This window comes from Variovorax sp. J22P240 (genome assembly GCF_030316855.1).
Taxonomy (GTDB): Bacteria; Pseudomonadota; Gammaproteobacteria; order Burkholderiales; family Burkholderiaceae_C; genus Variovorax.
Genome location: NZ_JASZYR010000020.1, coordinates 26,546 through 47,645 on the forward strand (window position 1 = coordinate 26,546; position 21,100 = coordinate 47,645).

At 60.2% G+C, this 21,100-nt stretch carries 20 protein-coding genes; 8 read left to right on the top strand and 12 right to left on the bottom strand.

The genetic code is table 11. The features are described 5' to 3' along the window. The 9 genes from QTI24_RS28440 to QTI24_RS28480 all read right to left on the bottom strand — a co-directional run bounded on the left by QTI24_RS28440 (position 1) and on the right by QTI24_RS28480 (position 9,852). Positions 1 to 750, bottom strand: a complete 750-nt coding sequence (locus QTI24_RS28440; protein ID WP_286605041.1) for an electron transfer flavoprotein subunit beta/FixA family protein — start codon at positions 748 to 750, stop codon at positions 1 to 3. A gap of 87 nt (positions 751 to 837) precedes the next feature. Continuing rightward, positions 838 to 2,304 (bottom strand): NAD-dependent succinate-semialdehyde dehydrogenase, encoded by a 1,467-nt coding sequence (locus QTI24_RS28445; protein WP_286605043.1) that lies wholly within the window; start codon positions 2,302 to 2,304, stop codon positions 838 to 840. A gap of 175 nt (positions 2,305 to 2,479) precedes the next feature. Further along, a complete protein-coding gene (locus QTI24_RS28450; protein ID WP_286605045.1) occupies positions 2,480 to 3,625 on the bottom strand; it encodes a PrpF domain-containing protein in 1,146 nt (381 codons plus the stop codon). A 10-nt stretch (positions 3,626 to 3,635) separates the two neighbouring features. Further along, positions 3,636 to 4,055, bottom strand: coding sequence for a Zn-ribbon domain-containing OB-fold protein (locus tag QTI24_RS28455; RefSeq protein WP_286605047.1), 420 nt, complete (start codon positions 4,053 to 4,055; stop codon positions 3,636 to 3,638). 12 nt (positions 4,056 to 4,067) lie between these two features. Next, a complete protein-coding gene (locus QTI24_RS28460) occupies positions 4,068 to 5,216 on the bottom strand; it encodes a thiolase family protein (RefSeq protein WP_286605049.1) in 1,149 nt (382 codons plus the stop codon). A 16-nt stretch (positions 5,217 to 5,232) separates the two neighbouring features. After that, entirely contained in the window at positions 5,233 to 6,009 is a 777-nt protein-coding gene (locus QTI24_RS28465; protein WP_286605051.1) for an enoyl-CoA hydratase/isomerase family protein, read from the bottom strand. 11 nt (positions 6,010 to 6,020) lie between these two features. Then, positions 6,021 to 7,397 (bottom strand): MmgE/PrpD family protein, encoded by a 1,377-nt coding sequence (locus QTI24_RS28470; protein WP_286605053.1) that lies wholly within the window; start codon positions 7,395 to 7,397, stop codon positions 6,021 to 6,023. Further along, the gene (locus QTI24_RS28475) at positions 7,394 to 8,611 is read right to left on the bottom strand and encodes a CaiB/BaiF CoA transferase family protein (RefSeq protein ID WP_286605054.1); all 1,218 of its coding nucleotides are present in this window, start codon (positions 8,609 to 8,611) and stop codon (positions 7,394 to 7,396) included. The genes QTI24_RS28470 and QTI24_RS28475 overlap by 4 nt, the downstream gene beginning before the upstream one ends. Continuing rightward, a complete protein-coding gene (locus tag QTI24_RS28480; RefSeq protein ID WP_286605056.1) occupies positions 8,608 to 9,852 on the bottom strand; it encodes a CaiB/BaiF CoA transferase family protein in 1,245 nt (414 codons plus the stop codon). The genes QTI24_RS28475 and QTI24_RS28480 overlap by 4 nt, the downstream gene beginning before the upstream one ends. A 220-nt stretch (positions 9,853 to 10,072) precedes the next feature. Here QTI24_RS28480 and QTI24_RS28485 point away from each other — a divergent pair, with 220 nt between their 5' ends. Genes QTI24_RS28485 through QTI24_RS28500 form a run of 4 tightly spaced genes read left to right on the top strand, consistent with a single transcriptional unit; the run spans position 10,073 to position 13,887 of the window. Beyond that, the gene (locus tag QTI24_RS28485; protein WP_286605059.1) at positions 10,073 to 11,053 is read left to right on the top strand and encodes a Bug family tripartite tricarboxylate transporter substrate binding protein; all 981 of its coding nucleotides are present in this window, start codon (positions 10,073 to 10,075) and stop codon (positions 11,051 to 11,053) included. 18 nt (positions 11,054 to 11,071) lie between these two features. Continuing rightward, entirely contained in the window at positions 11,072 to 12,295 is a 1,224-nt protein-coding gene (locus QTI24_RS28490) for an iron-containing alcohol dehydrogenase (protein ID WP_286605061.1), read from the top strand. A 19-nt stretch (positions 12,296 to 12,314) separates the two neighbouring features. Then, positions 12,315 to 13,295, top strand: a complete 981-nt coding sequence (locus QTI24_RS28495) for a Bug family tripartite tricarboxylate transporter substrate binding protein (RefSeq protein WP_286605063.1) — start codon at positions 12,315 to 12,317, stop codon at positions 13,293 to 13,295. A 4-nt stretch (positions 13,296 to 13,299) separates the two neighbouring features. Further along, the gene (locus QTI24_RS28500) at positions 13,300 to 13,887 is read left to right on the top strand and encodes a DUF2889 domain-containing protein (RefSeq protein WP_286605065.1); all 588 of its coding nucleotides are present in this window, start codon (positions 13,300 to 13,302) and stop codon (positions 13,885 to 13,887) included. Here the strand turns inward: QTI24_RS28500 and QTI24_RS28505 are convergent. Then, positions 13,830 to 14,705: an IclR family transcriptional regulator gene (locus QTI24_RS28505; protein ID WP_286605067.1), complete on the bottom strand. Its 876-nt coding sequence runs from the start codon at positions 14,703 to 14,705 to the stop codon at positions 13,830 to 13,832. The two genes, QTI24_RS28500 and QTI24_RS28505, sit on opposite strands and share 58 nt — an antisense overlap. A 121-nt stretch (positions 14,706 to 14,826) precedes the next feature. On the opposite strand from QTI24_RS28505, the gene QTI24_RS28510 reads away from it, so the two are divergent. Continuing rightward, entirely contained in the window at positions 14,827 to 16,014 is a 1,188-nt protein-coding gene (locus QTI24_RS28510; RefSeq protein ID WP_286605069.1) for an acyl-CoA dehydrogenase family protein, read from the top strand. A gap of 308 nt (positions 16,015 to 16,322) precedes the next feature. Continuing rightward, the gene (locus QTI24_RS28515; protein ID WP_286605071.1) at positions 16,323 to 16,793 is read left to right on the top strand and encodes a hypothetical protein; all 471 of its coding nucleotides are present in this window, start codon (positions 16,323 to 16,325) and stop codon (positions 16,791 to 16,793) included. A gap of 574 nt (positions 16,794 to 17,367) precedes the next feature. Here QTI24_RS28515 and QTI24_RS28520 read toward each other — a convergent pair. Both QTI24_RS28520 and QTI24_RS28525 read right to left on the bottom strand, forming a co-directional pair. Continuing rightward, a complete protein-coding gene (locus QTI24_RS28520) occupies positions 17,368 to 18,792 on the bottom strand; it encodes a DUF723 domain-containing protein (RefSeq protein WP_503011325.1) in 1,425 nt (474 codons plus the stop codon). A gap of 188 nt (positions 18,793 to 18,980) precedes the next feature. Beyond that, positions 18,981 to 19,367, bottom strand: a complete 387-nt coding sequence (locus QTI24_RS28525) for a MerR family transcriptional regulator (RefSeq protein ID WP_286605075.1) — start codon at positions 19,365 to 19,367, stop codon at positions 18,981 to 18,983. Positions 19,368 to 19,443: 76 nt separating this feature from the next. On the opposite strand from QTI24_RS28525, the gene lipP1 reads away from it, so the two are divergent. Then, positions 19,444 to 20,415: a LipP1 family hormone-sensitive lipase gene (gene lipP1, locus QTI24_RS28530; protein ID WP_286605077.1), complete on the top strand. Its 972-nt coding sequence runs from the start codon at positions 19,444 to 19,446 to the stop codon at positions 20,413 to 20,415. Positions 20,416 to 20,672: 257 nt separating this feature from the next. Continuing rightward, complete coding sequence (locus QTI24_RS31540; protein WP_353506119.1) at positions 20,673 to 20,981, top strand: phospholipase D-like domain-containing protein; 309 nt, start codon at positions 20,673 to 20,675, stop codon at positions 20,979 to 20,981. The last annotated feature ends 119 nt before the right edge of the window (positions 20,982 to 21,100 follow it).

Below are 21,100 nucleotides of genomic sequence, written 5' to 3' on the forward strand. Positions count from 1 at the left end.
TCAGATCACCTTGGCTTCGTTCTTCAGCTTGTCCACCAGCGTGGCGACATCGGGCACCTTGATGCCGGCGCCGCGCTTCGGAGGCTCGGAGACCTTCAGGGTCTTCAGGCGCGGCTTGACGTCCACCCCGAGGTCCTCGGGCTTCACGGTGTCGAGCTGTTTCTTCTTGGCCTTCATGATGTTGGGCAAGGTCACGTAGCGCGGCTCGTTCAGGCGCAGGTCGGTGGTGATGACCGCGGGCAGGCCCAGCGAGATGGTTTCCAGGCCGCCGTCGACTTCACGGGTCACGTTGACCTTGTCGCCCGAGACTTCGACCTTGCTGGCGAAAGTCGCTTGCGGCAGATCCGCCAGTGCCGCAAGCATCTGGCCGGTCTGGTTGGCGTCGTCATCGATGGCCTGCTTGCCCAGGATGACCAGCGACGGCTGTTCCTTCTCGACCAGGGCCTTCAGAAGCTTGGCCACCGCCAGAGGCTGCAGCTCCTCGGTGGTTTCCACCAGGATGGCTCGGTCGGCGCCGATGGCCATGGCCGTGCGCAGCGTCTCCTGGCACTTGGCCTCGCCGCAGGAGACCGCGACGATCTCGGTGACCACGCCCTTTTCCTTCAGGCGCACCGCCTCTTCGACCGCGATCTCGTCGAAGGGGTTCATGCTCATCTTGACGTTGGCGATGTCCACGCCGGAGCCATCGCCCTTCACTTGAACCTTCACGTTCGCGTCGATCACGCGCTTGACTGCCACCAATACCTTCATAGGTTGACTCCTGAATTCAAGAACGGAACTCTTTGAGGTCGCGGAACATCAATCCTCGCAGCTGCCTCACTCTGACCTCTGCCTGCTTCAGTCTTGCATGCACAGGTACTTCAACTCCAGATACTCATCCAGACCATGGCGCGAGCCTTCGCGTCCAAGCCCCGATTGCTTGACGCCTCCAAAGGGGGCTACCTCATTGGAAATGAGACCCGTATTCACCCCCACCATGCCGCACTCCAGCTGCTCACTGACGCGCCAGATGCGGCGACGATCTTCAGTGAAAAGGTACGCCGCCAGACCGAACTCAGTCGAGTTGGCCATGGCAATCGCTTGCTCCTCGGTTCCGAAGGTGAAGACCGGGGCAAGCGGACCAAACGTTTCCTCACGCGCGACGCGCATGTCATGGGTTACGCCGCTCAGGACGGTTGGCAAGTAGAAGTTCCCACCCGCGGGATGAGGGCCGCCACCGGTACGCAGTTTCGCGCCGCCCGCGAGTGCATCGTCGACGTGCGCTTGGACCTTCGCTACCGCTCTCTCGTCGATCAGTGGCCCCTGTGCCACGCCAGCTTCCAATCCGGGACCAACGGCTAGCGCACGCACACGTTCCGTCAAACGCTCAACCAGAGCATCGTGAATACCATCCTGCACATAGATCCGATTCGCGCACACGCAGGTCTGACCGGTGTTTCGGAACTTGGATGCGAGGATGCCTTCCACCGCAGTCTCCAAGTCTGCGTCATCGAAAACGAGCAATGGTGCGTTGCCGCCGAGCTCGAGCGAGAGCTTCTTCACCGTGGGGGCGCACTGCTGCATGAGTAGCTGCCCCACACCGGTCGAACCCGTAAAGCTGAGCTTTCGAACGGTTTCACTTCTGCAAAGCGCACGACCAATAGCTGCCGCATCACCCGTGAGAATCTGCAGAACTCCAGGCGGAACGCCGGCTTCGAGGGCGAGAACTCCGAGCGCAAATGCACTCAGCGGCGTGAGTTCTGCCGGCTTGACCACAATGGTGCAACCAGCTGCAAGGGCCGGCCCCACCTTGCGGGTGATCATGGCCGCAGGAAAATTCCATGGCGTAATGGCAGCGCAAACCCCAACGGGCTGCTTGATCACCGCAATGCGCTGGCCAGAGCGCTGCGGTTGAAGAAGCTCGCCATCCGCGCGCTTGGCCTCCTCGCCGAACCACTCAAGAAAGGACGCCGCATACGCAATCTCACTGCGTGACTCGGCCAGAGGCTTGCCCTGCTCCAGTGTCATGAGCTTGGCTAGGTCCTCTTGGTTTGCGAGCATGAGATCTGACCACCGGCGCAGCACCTGGGCACGTTCACGAGCCGTACGGCCGCTCCATGCCTGCATCGCCTCCGCTGCCCCTGCAATCGCCCGCTCCGTTTCCATGCGCCCCATTCGCGGAACCCGTGCAAGCAGACCAGCAGTCGCCGGATCGACAACGTCCAGGGTCTCGCCCTCATCGGCGCGAACCCATGCACCGTCGATGAGGCAGGCTTGCTGCAGCAGATTGGGCCGTTTGAGGCTCGATGAAATTGCTTCGGACATGAATGTTGCTACCAGCGCTTGACGCGCTTCAACTCGTTATCGGTGGGGTACTCCCCTACGAGGAGCATTGATTGAGGGAGGCGCGGCGTCTTGGCGGCAGACTCGCCGGTCACTGCGCATTCAGTCTGCACGTGACGCGCACTGGGTGGCGTCCACAGGCTACGGCCGCTTCAGCTCAGAAAGGTCTTTTCAAGAACGCACTGCCTTCCGCGAGTCTTCGTGCGGTTCGAATTACTACGAGCCTCCGGACCTTGAAACCGGCCGACTCGAGGTCCGCGTCTACGTTGATGACCCCGGAGGGGTGCCCGAAGGTCAACGTCGTACCCCCGCGGCGTGCATCGTTGGCTGCGATCAGCCGGTGGGGAAGACTGCCTGGCAGCCGGCATGCAACGCCAGTTGTCGCCGTCAGTGTTCCTGCAAGAGTCTTGCTGGCCGAGCCCGAAGCGTACTGGCGCACGACGAGATCGAAGCTCTCGGCAGCTACCAAGTCACTCTGGGTGCAAGTGCGATAGGACTGGGGACCGCTCAGGACGATGAGCATTGGCGTCGACGGTGCCAGCCGACTGTCCCAGTATTCGCGCAGTCCACAGCGATAGGCCACGACCTTTCGAATCGCGTCCATGCGCGCCTTGAGCTCTTCGTTCGAATCGATTTCATCGGGAGATTCGACGCCACTCATTCCGAGCGATGAGTGATGAACGTAAACGGCCAAGTTCGGACCGTCAACGATGGAGGCTTCAACGTGGCCCACGCCTGGCACGTCCAGGAGATCCAAAACATTGCCGGTAGGGAGCAGCGTTCCCGTGATTGATCCCACTGCCTCGGCAAAGTCGAGTGAAATGGGAGCCCCTGTACCTGGAACTCCACCAATTTGTGCATTGCCCACCGTGACGGGCCTGCCCTGCTTCACCGGAACTTCAACGCGAACGACGCGATTGGTGTTGACCGTGTGAACTCGGACGACGGTCGTCCCTTCCACGGGTGCCACGAATCCTTCTTCAATCGCGTAAACGCCCACCGCGGCGGTCAAATTCCCGCAGTTCAGGTTGTAGTCCACCTCAGGACGGACAGTCCCTACTTGGCCAAACAGATAGTCGACATCGGTACCCCCTCGACTCGGCGGTCCGATGATTGCCGCCTTGCTGGTCAGCTTGTCGGCCCCGCCGAGGCCATCAATTTGACGGCGATCCGGGCTGCCGAACAGGTCGAGTAGCAGGTCTGTCAACTTCGCCCTGTCGGAAGGCACGTCCTCCTCCTTGAGAAAGACGCCCTTGCTTGTGCCTCCGCGCATCAGCACAAAGGGAAGTTTTTCGCGTGACACTGCGCGTTCCTTAGCCGGCGCGTTGGAAGCGAGGGATCGAGATCTCCGGGGTCACCGGATCGAAGACCACCTGCACCCGGTCGCCAACTTTGACCTCACTGGGAGGGAGCCCGACCACATTGCTGATCATTCGGGGCCCCTCTTCGAGCTGGATCAAGGAGACGTTGTATGGTACGTCACCTGCAAACGCCTGGTTGTAGACCTGGTGGAAGACGATGCTGGAGTAGACAGTGCCTCGCCCAGACACTGCCTTCCATTCGAACCGGTCGCTAAGGCAATGCGGGCAGACGTGATTGATGGGGTACCGTACTTTCTCGCAATCGGCGCAGTGTTGCAGTGCCAGCTTGCCGGAGCGCGCGGCGTCCCAGAAGGGCTTGTTGCTTGCCTCGAGGGACGGAAGCGGCTTCGAGTAGTTCAAGGTTTCAGTCATTGGTGAATCTCCTCAGGCGGGGCACAAGATCATTGCGTTCGAGCAGTTGAGCGTCATGCCGCGGCCGGTCACCAGGCAGGTCTCCGCGTCCTTCACCTGGCGATCACCGCACTCACCTCGCATTTGTCGGACGCCTTCGACGACATGGAGCCAGCCTTCCATGTACGACTCCGAAAGGTTCCCGCCGGCCGTATTGACGGGGAGCTGCCCACCCAGTTGGATCCGACCACCTTCGGTGAACGGACCGCCTTCGCCCACGCCGCAGAATCCGGCGTGCTCCAGCCAGAGAATCACGCTCATGGAGAAGTTGTCATAGAGCTGGGCGACATCAATGTCTTTGGCGCTCATGCCGGCCATTGCGAATGCGCGGTCCAAGGCATCCTTCTGGTGAGGTACGTACCACCAGTTCTCCCGCTCCATGTTCTGTGTGGTGTAGGCCTGGCCCATGCCGGAGATCAGAACGGGCTTTTGCTTCAGATCTTTGGCGCGCTCGGCCGACGTCAAAATCACACACACACCACCGTCGCTGATCAAACAGCAATCGAGCAGATGGAACGGCTCGACAACCCAGCGAGAGTTCTGGTGGTCATCGATGGTGATGGGGTCGCGCATCACAGCGTTCGGGTTCATGGAAGCGTGCTTCCGGCATGCGACCGCGACATTGCCAAGGTGGCGACTGGTGGTCCCATACAGCGCCATATGCCGGCTTGCCGCGATGGCACTGTTTGCGGCAGCACCGAACATCCCCCAGATGCCCCAGGAATCGCCCCAGCCAGAGGCGCGCGAGAACCGATAGTTGCCGGTACGTGCCGTATCGGCAAAGACGCAGGCAACGTAGTCGGCCATCCCGGATTCGATCGCCATCGCTGCGTTCTGGATCAGGGCGCCGCACGTGCCTCCGCCCATCGTCATGCTGCCCGTGTACTTTGGATCGATTCCCAAGGTCTCGCCCATCCTCAGGTAGTTCAGCGAAGCTTCCGGCGAGGTGGTGCCGGGCATGGTCAGCAAGCCGTCGATCTGATCCTTGTGCAAACCGGCGTCATCTAGCGCACGTTTGAAGGCTTCGGTTCCGAGCGTAATAGGGGTAGAGCCCGGGAGCTTGCCTTGTGCCGTCGCTCCGACGCCAACGATGGCAATTTTGTCTTTCAATGTGTTGGTCATGGTCCTTCAGTTCTCCTTAGCGTCCTCGGTAGACAGGTGGGCGCTTCTCTTGGAACGCACGCCTGCCTTCAATGCGGTCTTCCGTGTCTCTCAACATGCTGAACACGTAGCTCTCCATTGCGATGGCCTGGTCGAGGGGCAGGGACGAGCCATCACGAACGAGTCGCTTCACGGCTCTCACGGACAGCGGCGCGTTCTGCGCGATGCGGTCGGCGATCGTCAATGCTGTGTCGAGCAACTGCGCTTGAGGCACGACCTTGCTGACCAAGCCCATGCGCAGGGCCTCCTGTGCGTCAAAGCGCTCGCCCGTAAGCAGCATCAACATCGCGTCGCTTCGGCCTATCAGCCTGGGCAGGTTCTGGGTTCCACCCGCGCCAGGAATGCTTCCGATGCGAACTTCGGATAGCGCGAACTGCGCGTTGTCAGAGGCGATGCGAACGTCGCAGGCCAGCGCCAGCTCCATGCCGCCCCCCATCGCATACCCGTTGATGGCGCAGATGAACGGCGTGTCGATGTCCATGCCTGCAAGCAGATGGTTCGAATCGACCTGGCCGAACGCCAACTGAGCAGTGCTTTCCTTGGGGGGCATGGTCTTCTTCAGATCCGAACCCGTGCAGAAGGCTTTCTCGCCGCTGCCCGTGAGGACGATGCACCTTACTTCCGAATCCTGCGCGGCTCGACGCCAGGCATCCCGCAGTTCGGCCCGCGTCTCCGGGTCAATCGAGTTCATGGCTTCGGGACGGTTCAACGTGACGATGGCCACGCCTCCACGCTTTTCGTAGAGCAACGACATTTCTGTCTCCTTCAGTGATTCTTGGGAATGGCGAGGTCGAGCCAACGACGCATCGATACCTGATCAAGCGACAGCGCACCCTTGATCACTTGGTCGACGTCAAGCGCGGCACCGCCCCATGAGAAGCAGTCTCGGACCTTGGTCTCAAGCTCCTGCGAGGTGAGCGGAGCGCGGGCCGATCCACGGAGAACATCGACGCGCTTCTCGAGCCGCTGGCCGCCGCGCAAGGCAATCTCGATCTCTGACCAGCGAGGGAACGTCGGTCCGTCGTGCTTGTCGTCAGTCGTGACGCGAGAGAAGAACGCCTGCGCGTCGGGACGGCGCACGGCCTCGTCCGTGAAACTCGACAATGTCACTGATCCGTCCAGCAGAGCCGCTGTCACGGCGTACTGCATGCTGAACTTGGCTTCCAGACCAGTCTGTGGGCGCAGGTGAATCAGCGGCGTCAAGGCACCTGCACTCGCACGGATATGTACCGACTCCACATCCGCCAGCGTCACCTGGTGGCTGGCCCGGAGGTCGAGCACGCCGTCGAGCGTCAGATGGGTCGCGTAGCAAAGCGGATATTTCTTGACCTCAATTCCGCTGGTGACGATCTCAAGCGGGTGTTGCCCCAGCGCTTGGAGCTGGGGAAGCAGCTCTTCATTGTGGGCGTAGAGTTCCATGTACCCGAACGGCCCATCCAGAGCGGCTTCGGCTGCGTCGAACCCCTCGGCGGCCAAGAGAGCTGCACGCAGGCCGGCCGCGTTGCTATGTGCAGCCTGGAATGACTTTGCGTGGGTACCAAAGTTCGCGCGGCAGCCGGAGGCCTGAGCGACCGCCAGGCCGACGGCATGAGTAGTCCGTTGCGCATCGAGCCCGAGCAACCTTGCGCACGCGACCGCTGCACCGATTACCCCGATGCTCGAGGTCGAGTGCCACCCTTGGGCGTAGTGCTTGACCGCGATGGCTCTCGCCAGCTTGCAGATCACCTCGAATCCAGCGACGTAGGCAGCGATGAACTCTGTACCGTCGGCGTCCATGGCCTCAGCGAGCCCGATGAGCGCAGGAATCATCGCAACGCTCGGGTGACCCCGCAGCGGCGACGTGACATCGTCGTAGTCGAGGACGTGCCCTGCGACCGCATTTGTCAGGGCGGCCATTTCTACTGGCAGCACCTCACCAGAGCCCCAGTCCCGCGCAGCGCGGCCAGGCGCGGCGAGCGCACCGGAACGCGCATAGCGCAGAGCAAGCGTGTAGGCATCCTCGGTCCTGCCAGCAACGGCTACCGAGTAGGTATCCAGCAGAACCCGGCCAACAGCTTCCACGATCTGCTGGGGCGGGCTCCCCAGCCGAAACGTGGATACGAACTCCCCTATGAGTCGGGCAGCGCTCACCGGAGTGGTCATTGCAGAGCTCCCTGCGATCTCAGCGCCTCGATCTCGTTGGGCTTCAACCCAAGCATCGACTTGAGTACCTCGTCAGTGTGTTCACCGAGAAGAGGCGCGGGACGATTGGGATACCCCGGCGTCCGCGACATCCGGAACGGCAACGCGTTGTAGACGGTACGGCCCATCTCTGGATGCTCGAGGTAGACCCAGTGGCCGCGCGCCTGCAGCTGCGGGTCCCGCAGGACATCTGCGGCGTCGTGGACCGGCGCGGCAGCAACGCCACTGTGCTGCAGCTGCATTGCCAAGGGTTCAGCGTCATGGCCCGCCGTGATAGTGGAAAGCAGCGCGTCGAGCGCTTCTCGGTGCTCCCACCGGCCGACAGATGTGCGGAACCTGGCGTCCTGCCCCAGGGCGGGATGCTCCAGCACTTTGGTCAACGCCGACCAAGCCGCTTCCGTAGGCGCGGAAATCGCAATCCAGCGATCCTCGCCACGTGTCGGGTACACGCCATGTGGAGCAGCCGTGATGTGCTGATTGCCGACGCGGCCGGCAACGACGCCGTTGGCCGTGTAGTTGAGGACTGCCGGTCCCAAGAGGGCGATGGTGGGCTCGATCTGAGCGACGTCGATGAACTGTCCCACGCCAGTTCGGCGACGGTGACGCAAGGCAGCGAGGATGGCAAAGGCCGAATGCGCCGGATTGGGCACGTGGTCCGGGAAGTTGGTGCCCGTACCCGCCGGATCAAGTTCCGGGCGGCCGCACAGATGATGCAGGCCGGTGACTGCGCCCATGGTCAAACCGTACCCCAGGTACTTGGACTCCGGCCCGGTTTGACCATGCATGGACATCGAGATGTAGACGAGGTCCTTCTTGAACTCGCGAACCGCTTCATACCCGAGGCCAAACTTCTCCATCGTGCCGGGGGTGAAATTGTTGGCAACGACGTCGCTCTTGGCGATGATTTCGCGTGCGAGCTTCCGTCCTTCCTCGGACTTCAAGTTGAGCGTGACACTGCGCTTGCTGGAGTTGCGATCAGCGAAGTACCCGCTTCGATTGAGGCCTCGGATGCCGCCTTGGAATGGCTTGGCATCTCGCAGGGTGTCGATGCGCTCGGTGCTCTCGATCTTGATGACGTCTGCACCGAAGTCCGCAAGGATCTTCGTTGTGTACGACCCGGCACCAATCCAGGTGAAATCAGCAACCGTAATGCCGGCTAGTGGAAACTTGCTCACGCGATCACTCCCTCACGCAAAAGAACTGCCTGCTGCTCGTTCGACAGGCCAAGCTCCGCCAGAACTTCATGGGTGTGTTCGCCCAGTTGAGGCGCGGGACGCCCGAGCGTCCACGGAGACTGGCTCAGTCGATACGGAGCTCCGGGGACGAAGAATGAGCGCCCGGAATGCGGGTGAACCGTCTCCTCAAAGAACTGCCGATGCGTCAGCTGCCGGTTCTGCAGCAGGTCGGCAGTCGTGCTGACTGGGCAGATCGGAATGCGGCGCCGTTGCCCCTCTTCATAGAGCTCAGCCTTGGTGCGCGTTGCTGCATAGGGAAGGAAGATGCCAGCGAAGAGCTGCTTGGCTTCCGCTGTTTGGAGGAACGCATGATCGAACCAACGGTCGTTCAAGAGCTCCTCGGCGCCGGCCGCCCCGGTTTCCACGAGCCAGTTGGCGGTTGTCTTCCAGAACTTGTTGGATGCAACGCCGCCGGCCATCAGGTAGATCATCCCGTCACCGCAGGGGAAGACACCGGTCCCCGCCTGGCGCTGCTCGCCGCCGTTACGCTTTCGGATAGAGCCCTCGAGCTCCACGAACTGCACTGCGTTCTCGAGCGCCATAGCGACGCTTTCCTGGATGGAGACGTCGATATGCTGGCCGGTCCTCGGCTCCGACTGTCCCTCGACTTCCCATAGGGCCATCATTGACGCAACTGCGGCGAATTGAGCAGCAGACAAGATGGCCTGATTTCCGTAGGGCGCGGTGGGAGCCATTTCGGGATAGCCACCGAGCGACAGCAGTCCGCCGAACGCCAATGTGACAAGGTCTCCACCTTCGAACTGCGCGTAGGGCCCCTCCTGACCAAAGGGAGTGATGCTGGTGACCAAGAGCGATGGATTGGTCTGCGACAACGATTTTGCGTCGAGGCCTCGCTCTGTCATCAGCCCTGGACGCTCGCTTTCGATCACCAGGTCAGCCCCGCCTGCAAGCTTCAGCAGAACGTCCTGACCCGCACCGGAATCCAGATCCAGTGCGATGCCGCGCTTTCCTTGGTTGAAGTAGGCGAAAGACAGGCTCGTTTCCGGATGGGCGCTCCCATCGATGAACGGGGCCTCTCTGCGCTGGCTGGAGCCAGCAAGCGGCTCTACGAGCAGAACATCTGCGCCAAGTTGCGCGAACAGCTTGCCACAATACTGTTCGGCGCCACCGGACAAATCGAGGACTCGAATTCCCGCCAAGGGACCGAGTTGGGGTTGCATTACGTCTAACGTCATCTTGGCGTCGATCGTAGGTTCGGGCACTGCTCAAAACAATCTGTCCGCGGGTCAATAGCGTCCATATAGTGAGAATGCACAGGACGACCTTCGATCGGCTGGCCTCCCTTCGAATCTCGCTATATGGACGTATTCATGTCTCGACCCAGTTCCCAGCGCGCGCCGGCTACCAGAAACTTGAGTCAATCATTTCCAGGAGCCTCAAGTGACCTTCAATCCGCGCCGTAGGCAGTGCATGCACATGGCCGTCGCTTCTTTTTGCCTTGCCGTCGCCTCTGCGTCGAACGCTCAAGACTTTCCAACCAAGCCCATTCGACTGATCGCGCCCTTCGCTGCAGGCGCAAGTACCGACCTGCTCGCCAGAACAGTCGCGCAATCGATGTCCAAGGACTTGGGGCAACCTGTCATCGTCGAGAACAAACCCGGCGCGGGTGGCATTCTTGCTGCCGAGCAAGTCGCCCGCGCCGCACCCGATGGGTACACGTTCCTGCTGACCTCTGCAGGTATCGTGACAATGAACCAGCACATCTATCCGAGGCTGCCGTACGACCCGATCAAGGACTTCACGCCGTTGACCATTGCAGTCCGCATGCCAATCGTTACGGTGGTGCATCCGTCGCTGCGAGTGCGAAATGTTCAGGACCTTCTCGCGTACGCGAAGGCGAATCCCGGCAAGCTGAATTACGGCTCCGCTGGAACCGGCACCTCCCAGCACTTGGCCGGAGAACTGTTCAAGTCGATGGCGAATGTGAGCATGCTGCATATCCCGTACAAGGGAGGTGCCCCTGCGATGAATGACCTACTGGCTGGGCAGGTGCAACTCATGTTCGTTCAGGTGCCTTCGGCGCTGCCGCAGATCAAGGCCGGAAAGATTCGAGCGATTGCCGTGGGTAGCGACAAGCGAGATCCAAATCTGCCTGATGTGCCGACCGTGAGCGAGAGCGGCGTGAATGGCTACAACTCCGATACCTGGTATGGTTTTGTGGCCCCATCGGGAGTTGCCGAGCCGATCATTCAAAAGCTACACGCTTCAATCGTGAAGGCATTGAAGGAGAACGCATCGCGCTTGCAGGAGCAGGGCTACATCGTTGATGGAGGCTCCGCCAAACAAATGGGCGACACGATCAAGGCCGAATCAAAGAAGTGGGAGACCGTGATCAAGGCAGCGGACATCAAGCCGGAGTAGTGCCGAAGGCGACTTTGAATGCACTACAAGCACACGTTCCGCGCTACGAGCCACGCCCTGCGAATCTACAGCGGCCAGGGCGCACTGGCGAATTTGCCGTCTGAGCTTGCGCGCTCGCAGGCACGGCGAGCTGTGATCGTTTGCGGTCGCACTATCCGAGAAAAGTCTTCGTTGGTAAACGACGTTCTTGCAATGGCCGATGGCCGGGTCGCTGGCGTTTTTGCCGAGATCTCCGCAGGGGCGCCTCGAAGTGAGGTCGAGGCTGCTGCTGCCTATGCGCAGCGACTTGAAGCTGATGCCTTGATTGCGATAGGCGCAGGGAGTGTGACGAAGGCCGCGAGGGTAGTTGCGATTCGCCTAGGAGAGGCTGGAGCACTTGAAGACCTGGCCACTCAGTACGTTGACGGGAGGGCGGTCGGTACCAAGCTCCGGGCTCCTAAGGTGCCGATCTACAACGTGCTCACCGCGGCCACAAGCAGCCAGAACCGCTCGGGGGCGTCGATTCGCGATGTCGACGCGGACCGGCAGTTGGAGTTCTTCGACCCGAAGACTCGACCGCAAGCTGTCTTTTGGGACGCGCAGGCCCTTCTGACTGCGCCGCCTAGCCTTGTGCGCTCTTCCGCTGGGATGGAGTATTGGTGGGCATCGATGGGTCTTGCCGGCTCGTCCGCCGCCAATCCGCTCGTCCTCGCCAGCCGAAGGCAGTGCTGGGAGATTGCACGCAATGCTGCCAGCCGCATCGATGACCCCACCGATTGGACAGTGCGGGCCGAACTGTGTGCCGCTGCAATGCTTCGCACCCGAGACGAAGATGACGGAGGTGCCCCGCTAGGTGCGGCCGCCGGCAGCGTGATTCGCATGCACGCCATCAGTCGGGCGACCTACATGCTCGCACAGGGCCTATTCAACAGAGGTCTAGGACCAAGCCAGTCCGAAGTGACGCTGGCGGTCACCGGAGCAGCCATTCGCGCATTTGGCGACCTCTGTCCAGAAGCAGTTTCGGACCTTGGTCGACTGCTGGGCGCGAAGGACGAGTCATTGGATCACGTCGCCGATGCAGTCGAGGTGGCCCTCAGCATGTATGGGCCCAGTAGACGTCTCACCGGGCTTCAACTAACCCAGCGTGCCACTGACGCGGTACTGCAGGAGGCGCTACGAACGTTCAACTGCAATGCCGATGGCTGGATGGACGACAAAACCGAACGTCTAGCACGGATGCTGAACTCTGTGACCTCAAATTAACCGTAAGCAACTGAAGTCAATGAACCGAAAGCAATTCACCAGAGTGCTAGCTACGCTGGCAATGTCCGCGGTAGCCATGAGCTCGGTCAGCGCACAAGATTTTCCGACTCGCCCGATCAGGATGATCGTTCCGTTCAATCCTGGCGCATCAGTTGACACCATTGCTCGCTACATGGCTCAGTTGATGGCAAAACGCTTGAATCAGCCGATCGTTGTGGAAAACAAGCCAGGCGCAAACGCAGCGATTGCGGCACAAGCAGTCGCCAATGCTCCGGCCGACGGGTACACGCTCTTCTTTGCGTCGGACTCGGCACTTGTATTGAACGGCCTGCTTTACAAGAAGCTGGGTTACAACGCGGATCGGGACTTCGCCGCGGTGGCCTTGGCTGCAAACGTTCCGTTGGTCCTGCTCGTGAACGCCTCGCTACCGGTCAACAACCTTCAGGAGTTCATAGCCTATGGGAAGGCGCACCCAGGGAAGCTGAACTACAGTTCCACAGGCACGGGAGGAGCATTTCATCTCGCAGGCGAGATGTTCGCACAGGGTACGGGCATCGACATGACACACGTCCCCTATACGGGGGGCGCTCCGGCAATCCAAGCGTTGCTCGGAGGTCAAGTGCAGGTAATGTTTGGAATCGTGGGCTCCTCGTTGCCCTACGTGAAATCAGGAAAGCTCAAAGCCCTCGCTCTTGTCACCAAGGAGCCTGTGAATGTTCTTCCCAACGTTCCGACGCTGAAAGATGCCGGCTACCCGGGCCTGGAGGCGATGGTGAGGTATGGCATGGTGGCCCGCAAATCCACTCCGCCTGAAGTTCTGGCAGTCTTGAATGATGCGGCCAACTATGCACTTTCTGATCCTGGCTACAAGGAACGCTTCCTCGGCGAGGGCTACCTCGTTCCCGCACCTCACAAGCCGTCTCAGTTCGACCAGATCCTGGCTGAGGACAAGGGCCGGTGGTCTGCGGTGATCAAGGCCAAGAACATCACATTGGAGTAACTCAATGGCTGCTCAAGGCTATACCAGGGTGCCCATTCACCTGCGAGACGTGTCCTACCGAACCTTCCTTCGCAAGGATGAGCTGTGGGACATTGAGGGCTCACTCTTGGACACGAAGGGGTACGACCAGATGGCCACCGAACGTGGCCCCCTTGCCGCGGGCGATCCCATTCACAAGATGAAGATCCGCTTGACCATCGATGATGATTTTGTCATTCGAGAGGTATCCGCCGAGATGGAGGCAACCCCTTTTGGAGAGTGTCAACAGGCCAAGGCTCCACTTGAGAAGCTGATTGGGCGCTCGATCAAGTCGGGTTGGCGCAAGGTGATTGCGGAGACGATGGGAGGCGAGGCCGGCTGTACTCATTTGCGAGAGCTGCTCTTCGGGATGGGAACTGCTGCCTTCCAGACGGTTGGCCGATACCGGATGCATCAGCGTCGGCTCGCGGGCATTCCTGAGAAGGTGATGGCAACACCAAAGGCCCCGCTTGGCGAGTGCCTGGGATGGGCATTCGACGGTGAGCCGGTTCGGCGCTACAGACCGGAGTTCTTTGGCTGGCGCCCTCCGGAGACGCCTACCTCGGGGCGCTGAGTCTTTGCAAGAGGCGCCTGCTCTCTTTCAATCAGCGCAGCCTGGATAGCATCGACTGCTCTACGCAGCACCTCAGCAACTTCTTCTGCGCGTGCCTCCGGCATCCGACTTGACACAGTTGACACACTGACCGCCGCGATGGGAGACCCGCCTGGATCACGAATAGCTACGGCGACCGTTCGCACGTCGGGCAACTCGATCACCTTGCTGTAGACGTAACCGAGCATGCGTGCTCGCGCAACGTTCCTGCGAAGCGAGGTCTCGGAGTACCGCGGAAACCGCTTCAGGGTGCGTTCAAGATTGCTGCGGCAGACTCTGTCGAATTCGACGTTGTCCATCGCGCTGAGGATCGCGCACGAGCCTCCTCCCACGGTCAGTGGTCTACGCTTGCCGACGTCGAGAACGTACGCCTTGATTGGTGCGTTGCCTTCGGCCCTATCAATGCATACGCCATCCAGACCAGAGCGCTCTGTGAGGAAGACAGTATCGCCGGTGAGCTGAGCGATGCGCTCCAACTGCGGATGGCAAATGTCTCGCAATGCGAGCTGTGGAGACGCCGCCAAACCCATTTCGTACATCGCGGGACCCAGAAAATAGCGACGATTCTGGCCGTCTTGCCGCAGCAGCCGTTCCGCGACCAGCGCCTGCAGTAGACGATGGGCCGTCGGTCTCTCGAGCTGGGCGGTGCGATAGAGGTCCGCAAGGCGCAGGCCCGAGCGCTGCGAGGCAGCAACCAGGCGCATCAGTAGTGCAACTCGCTGTACCACCTGGCTGCCCCCTCCTCCGCGTGCCGCGGACCCGCTCTCTTCTTGTCTCATCTGATGGACTCCTTTTGCCTGTCTCTGGCGCCAAGTCTAGCGTCATTGTTCCTATGATTGTCCATGTCGGACGCGAGCAGTCTGTCCACTTTATGGAACATGGTAGAGAAGGAAAGCGCAGATGAACTTTGAGATGCCGGAAACAACAAGGATGATTCGCGACACCGTGCGCGAGTTCACCGAAAGAGAACTCAAGCCCCTGGAGAGCCTCGTGATTCGACGCGAATCCGAGAGGGGTATGAAGGACGATCCGCTGTTGCCGCCGGAGGTCGAACATGCCCTGCAAGAGAAGGCTCGATCGATCGGCCTTTGGGGGATCGATGTTCCTGAAGAATTCGGTGGCCAAGCCTTCGGCATGCTCGCAAAGTGCGTGGTGACTGAGCAGCTCAAGCACTCGATCATCCCATTCGTGCCTCCGCCAGACAGTCCGAACCTCTACTTGCTGAAGGAGCAATGCAAGGGAGCTCAGATCGACAAATATCTGATGCCCTATGTCCGCGGAGAAAAGAAGAGTTGTATTGCCCTGTCCGAGGAGGGAGCGGGTTCGGATGCGGCGGGAATCCGCACCCGCGCCGAGCGACGCAACGGGAAGTGGGTGATCAATGGCGCCAAGATGTGGATCAGCAACGCAAGGCGCTCCCACTTCATGATTGTGGTGGCCGTTACCGATCCATCCAAGGGCTCAAGAGGAGGCATGACAGCATTCCTCGTGGATCGCGACCACCCAGGCGTGAGCATCCCAACCTCCTACCCGATGATTGGGGAGTATCACCCGTATCAAGTGTTCTTCGACAACGTGGAACTGGACGACGGCCAGGTCCTCGGGGAAGTGGGCAATGCGTTTGTTCCCATCACCAACCGCCTGGGCGTGCGGCGCCTGGACATCGCGTCCCGTTGTCTGGGCCTTGCCGAGCGCTGCCTGCAGATGATGATTGAGCAAGCAAACACGCGGAAGACCTTCGGCCAGATCCTCGCGGATCGGCAGGCCATTCAATGGATGATTGCAGATAGCTGGCAGGAGCTTGAGATGGTGCGTCTGCAGGTCTATCAGCTCGCTTGGAAGATCGACCAAGGCGCGAAGGATTTCCGCCGAGATGGCTCCATGGTGAAGGTGCAAGCCACCGAACTCATTCAACGAGTCGTCGACCGCGCCATCCAGTTGTTTGGCGGCATGGGCTTGTCCAAGGAGCTGCCGCTCGAGTACATCGCGCGCTCTGCGCGTGTGCTTCGAATCGTCGAAGGCCCCAGTGAGGTCCACCGCTGGGTCATCGCCCGAGACCTCCTGAAGAACGGCCTGCCCTCGGCGTAGCAAACCAAGCTGCGGTCTCACTCCGCAGCTATTGCCACACGATGAGCTTGATCTCATTACGGTATTCGTCGTGGCGTACTTGCTTGGTCTCGACCGGCGAGATCGAGGGCATGTTGACCCTTTCTCGGACTTGCGCCCCGCGGCAAGAGATCTCGCACGCGGCTCTTTTCCTCGTCCGCAGTGCTCGCTCTTCATGGACCACCATCCTAAGTGGCGACCCTGAGAACAGGGCGGCGACAACCCTGACGGCGTGGAGCAATCTGCGCCCTGTATGCTTTGTGGCTTCATCCAACCACCAGCGCACGGGTATGTTTGACATCCGGAAAAGTGATAAGGCGAATTTCGACAGTAAGGAGCACTTCATCGTCGTACGGGAGGGCGTCGTCTTCCTGCGATTTGCCGGTAGCGAGGGGGCCTACTCGATGATGACCGCAACGGCCGACGAGGATTCCGGACGCATCGTCGCGTACTGGAATCAGCGCGAGCTGATGGACGCGGCTATCAAGGTCTGTGAAGAATTCGGGTTCAAGCATTCCGCGGAGCAAGACAGCAGCGGTCGGGCCTACGTGAATTTTGGGAGCACCTGCGAGTACCTGTCCGATGCCTATCGAGTGGCGGAAAGCTTCTTCCGGCACTTGGGTCCTATCGAGAGACGAAGCAGCGGAGCTGACGGCAATCTCTACGACGAGCTGGGACTGGGCGACTCGGGCGAAGACGTCTACCTCAGCGATGGCGTGTATCTGAAGAGCGACGGCTCGCTCGACGATCGCGGTCGGTGAGACGTGTCGTCCCGGGTCGGCTCAAAGACGATGACGACGCGCAATCGCCTCTAAGAATTATCTGTGCGCGCGAGATGGTCCGCGGTCGAGCTTGTCGACATCGTCGCTTGCGAGCACCCGGACGCATCGCACAATGCTCAAGGTGCATTCGCGGGTGATTGCCACGACGATAGCGGGCATCTTCACGATCACCTGAACGGCCGCTTTCGCTGCTTCGGGCGCGGAGCCATCTGCTGGGAGTTCCTCGTGGATCGTCGTCACTCCGCCGCTGGGCGACGGTACGGGTAGTAAGCGAGCGCGGCGACAATGCCCCCTGACAAAAGGCAAGCGCATATCGGAAGACATCGACGGTGACGCCCTGCACTCGATCCGGGAATTGGGCGCGGCGGCTGGGCTGGCCGAACGACGGCCGGTGAAGAAGGCGAGCACGCTTGAGGCCGAAAATCTGAACGGGAGGAATCAACAGTTGCGAGATGCTTCTGAATCCGCTACGCAAGGAAGGTGCGGTCTAGTTGCTTATCGCGATCCGATTCCTGTAGGCGACGCCTCCCTGCGCAACAAGTCATCTATGCGCTCAGTGCGACTTGATTAAAGCAACGAGGCTGCTGGGCAAGACTTGATTGAAGCATTCGTTTCTTCCACCGAAGCGCCTGCCGGTCCGACTTTTCTTGAGGGGGAGGTACTTGTGATTTGCCACGAAGGACACTAACAAGTACTTCTCAAGTTCGTGAGCAGCACCAAGCGGCAACGTCGCAGTGGCTAGGACCTCTAGGCGATACCCATAACTGCCTTTGTACCCGGCGAACCTCTTTTCCGGTCGGCCATTCGAGATTCCAATCTTGTAGAAGGACTCGCCGTCGTCAGCGTGGAATCGCACGTAGTAAAGTGTGCCCATCCGCTCCGCAAGAGCCGTATCGTCCCGAAAACGTTTGGTTGAGTAGGCTCCTGGCAGTGCTTCATCGGCACATTTCCTGCAACCCGCCTTCAGATGCCTGTCAGGGACTTGTTCGAACGGGCCGTGCTTCGGGCACACGATCGTGACTGGACGTCTAGCAGTGGTGTACTCGACAAGTGAATAATCGTACTTGTCACCATGAGCAAGGCGTGCTCGTTCGATGAATTTGCTTGTCGGTTGACGCTGGCGTTCCGCGAACTCCTTGAGGCTACATTTCTTACACCCGCGCCCAGTCAGGTGATCAGTTGGACTTTGCTCGAAAGGTCCGTGTTGGCGGCAAACGATGGTTACCTTGCTTTTGAAGTCCGTGACTACTGCTTGCCCGTAGTCATACTTTTCGCCGTGAACTTGATTAGCTCTGCGCAAGAACTCTTCTTGGCCCAGCCGTCTTGAAGTTGAATTTCGATTTTCAGGGTAGGTCTTGTGGTCAAGTGCGCACCTTGGACAACCATACTTACTGCGAAGGTGACGTGCCGGCGGCTGGTGAAACGATCCATGCGCCGGGCACACGATCTCAATTGGTGTCCAAGCGTCGACATAACCAGCCTTTGAGTAGTCGAACCGGTTGCCGAATCGAGCCACCGCATTGCCAACAAATCGCTCAGTTGACCAACTGCTGACGTCGCCCCGTCTTTTCCTGCCGCACACTGGGCACCCCTGTGCTCCGTTCACATGGGCATCAGCGGTTTGCTCAAATGAACCGTGCACGGGGCATTGAATGACCAATTTCTTGTGAGCGCCCTGGTATTGGGCCGATGAATAGTCGTATCGATCTCCATGGATGGCACGTGCCTTCTCGACGAATTGCTCTTTGGATTGCGTATACCGTTCCTTGGCAGCATCTACGGCGCACCTTCGGCATCCCTTGCCTGCAAGATGATTGTTTGGCGTCTGCATGAAAGGGCCGTGTGTTGGGCACCGAATCTCCACCTTTGTCGCTGAGTTCACGTAGGCGACCTGCGCATAGTCATACTTCTGACCATGCCGAAGCCTTGCGGCCTCGATGAACGCAGCAGTTTTCGATACTCCAATTGGACGCCCCATCGCGGTTGCTATGCAATTAGTCAGGCGAACGGAAGAGCTCGGATACGCAGCATCTTCGCAGGTTGTTGTCGCAGCGTACTACATCTGGCATGGCCGAACAGCCCCTTAGCCGTCATTTGCGATCACCAGGCTCAAGTTCCGCTAACGCTGCGCAGCGGACTGCGCGGACATCCGCCCCAAACCAATACTCACGGCTTCGGCTCATCGATATAGGCCTTGAACTTGGGACACTCCACAAGCGGCTCGTGCCTGCAAATCGCCGCGTGGCGCAAGCTGTTTCGCATCCGGATGAGCTGTGCAATCTGTGCGTCAAGTTCTCTCGCGCGCTGCCCCATCTGCTTTCGAAGCTCGACATCACCAGGGGTCGCCACAAGGAAGCGGCCGATCTGGGCCAGTGTGAACCCCGCGGCTCGGGCGCAGTTGATCAGCGCCAATCGAGCGAGCACATCGGGCTCGTAGGTTCGGCGCAATCCATTGCGACCAGTTGATCGGATCAGCCGCCGCCGTTCGTAGTATCTGAGCGCCGACGCGGTGAGGCCCGAACTCCGAGCGACTTCTGCTATGTCCAAAAACATGGCCTTGACTTGAAGCGTGGTTCAAGTTGCATAGTCTAGTCGCTCATTCAACTCAAGCACATCGAAGGACTTTGAAATGGCACTCGACCCACAAGTGGCTACGCATCTGCAGCGACTCGCAGCAACTGGCTTTGCCAGTATGCACACCCTCCAACCCGGGCAGGTCCGGGAAGGAATGCGCCGGATGGCGCAGGCGCTCTCGCCCGGGAAGCCGGTTCGACAAATCGACAACCGCACCATCTCAACGGACGCTGGCGATCTCCAGGTTCGCATTTACCACCCCGACGTGCAAGGCGGGCGACCGGTCATGGTTTTCTTTCATGGGGGAGGCTTCGTATTGGGGGATCTCGATACTCACGACGGCTTGGCGCGCTCGCTCGCTCTTGCCACGGACTGCATCGTGGTGTCGGTGGACTACCCCCTATCCCCGGAGAACAAGTACCCTGCCGCGCGAAACGCTGCCTACGCGGCGACACAATGGGTGTCGCAGCATGCGTCCGAGCTCGGTGGTGACCCGTCACAACTGGTGGTGGCTGGCGATAGTGCGGGCGGCAACCTTGCCGCCGTCGTTGCCTTGATGGCCCGCAACTCGGGCGGGCCGGAAATCTGCTTTCAGTTGCTGATCTACCCCGATCTCGATTTCCGCCGTTCGAACGGCTCGATCCAGGCTTTCGCCGGCCAGTACGGCAATGTCAGTCGCGAAACTCAGGACTGGTTCATGGACCACTACCTGAACGGCGAGGAGGAGAAGCTAGAACCGCTCGTATCACCGCTGCTGGCCGAGGATCACGCTGATTTGCCTCCGGCACTTGTTGTCACGGCGGAGTATGACGCCCTGCGCGACGAAGGAGAGGCCTACGGACACAAACTGCAGCGCGCCGGCGTCGACACGGTCGTGATGCGGTGTGAAGGAATGATCCACGAGTTCCTAAGGTGGCCGTTCGATGCGAGCCATCGAGCGTTGCAGGAAATAGGACATGCCGTTCGTGGCGTCCTTCGGCGCCGCGGGGCGGTAGGAGTGCATGACGCCAAGTTGAACTTTGAATGACGACTGCTGCCCACTCGGATGTGATGAGCGGTCATTCGGGTTTCTCAATCTGGAAGCTCACGCGCTGAAGACGTCGATAGCGCGCGGCGAGGCGAGTTGTACGGAACCGCGGAGTCGTCTTTTCGCCGACCGATCCGCATTACGCCCGGCTATTTGCTTCCCCGAAAAACTCGGCGCGCACGAAAAGGTACGGCATTTCGACATACCGGTTCACGGTCCACCAATGCAATGATGCTCGGATCCTGCATCACCTGGTGGTGTGCTTCGCGCGGCAGCACATCCGCATCCAGAACCCCTACTTTCTCCCCGACAGCGAGGCAATCGATGCGCTGTGCGCGGCGGCGAAGCGCGGCGTCGACATGCGAGTGATGATGCCGTCGGCCGAAGCTTCCGACATGCCCATGGTGCAGCACGCCGCGCACCGTAACTCCACCAACTGCTCGCCGGCGGCGTGCGCATCTTCAAGTACCAGAAGTGCCTGCTGCACCAAATGCCGGTCAACTACGACTCCGAGGCGAAATTGGAAACCAGGGCCCCTGCTGCACTACCTAGAAGTGCAACGCTAAGCTGGCCGCATCGACCCCGGCCACTCCATGGTCGGCAAGCGCGGCCCGGGTGTTAGCCTCCAGTGTGTGGGGACGGCTTTCTGATGCGCATGGAGAGGCAATGCCAACGGGTCGGTTGC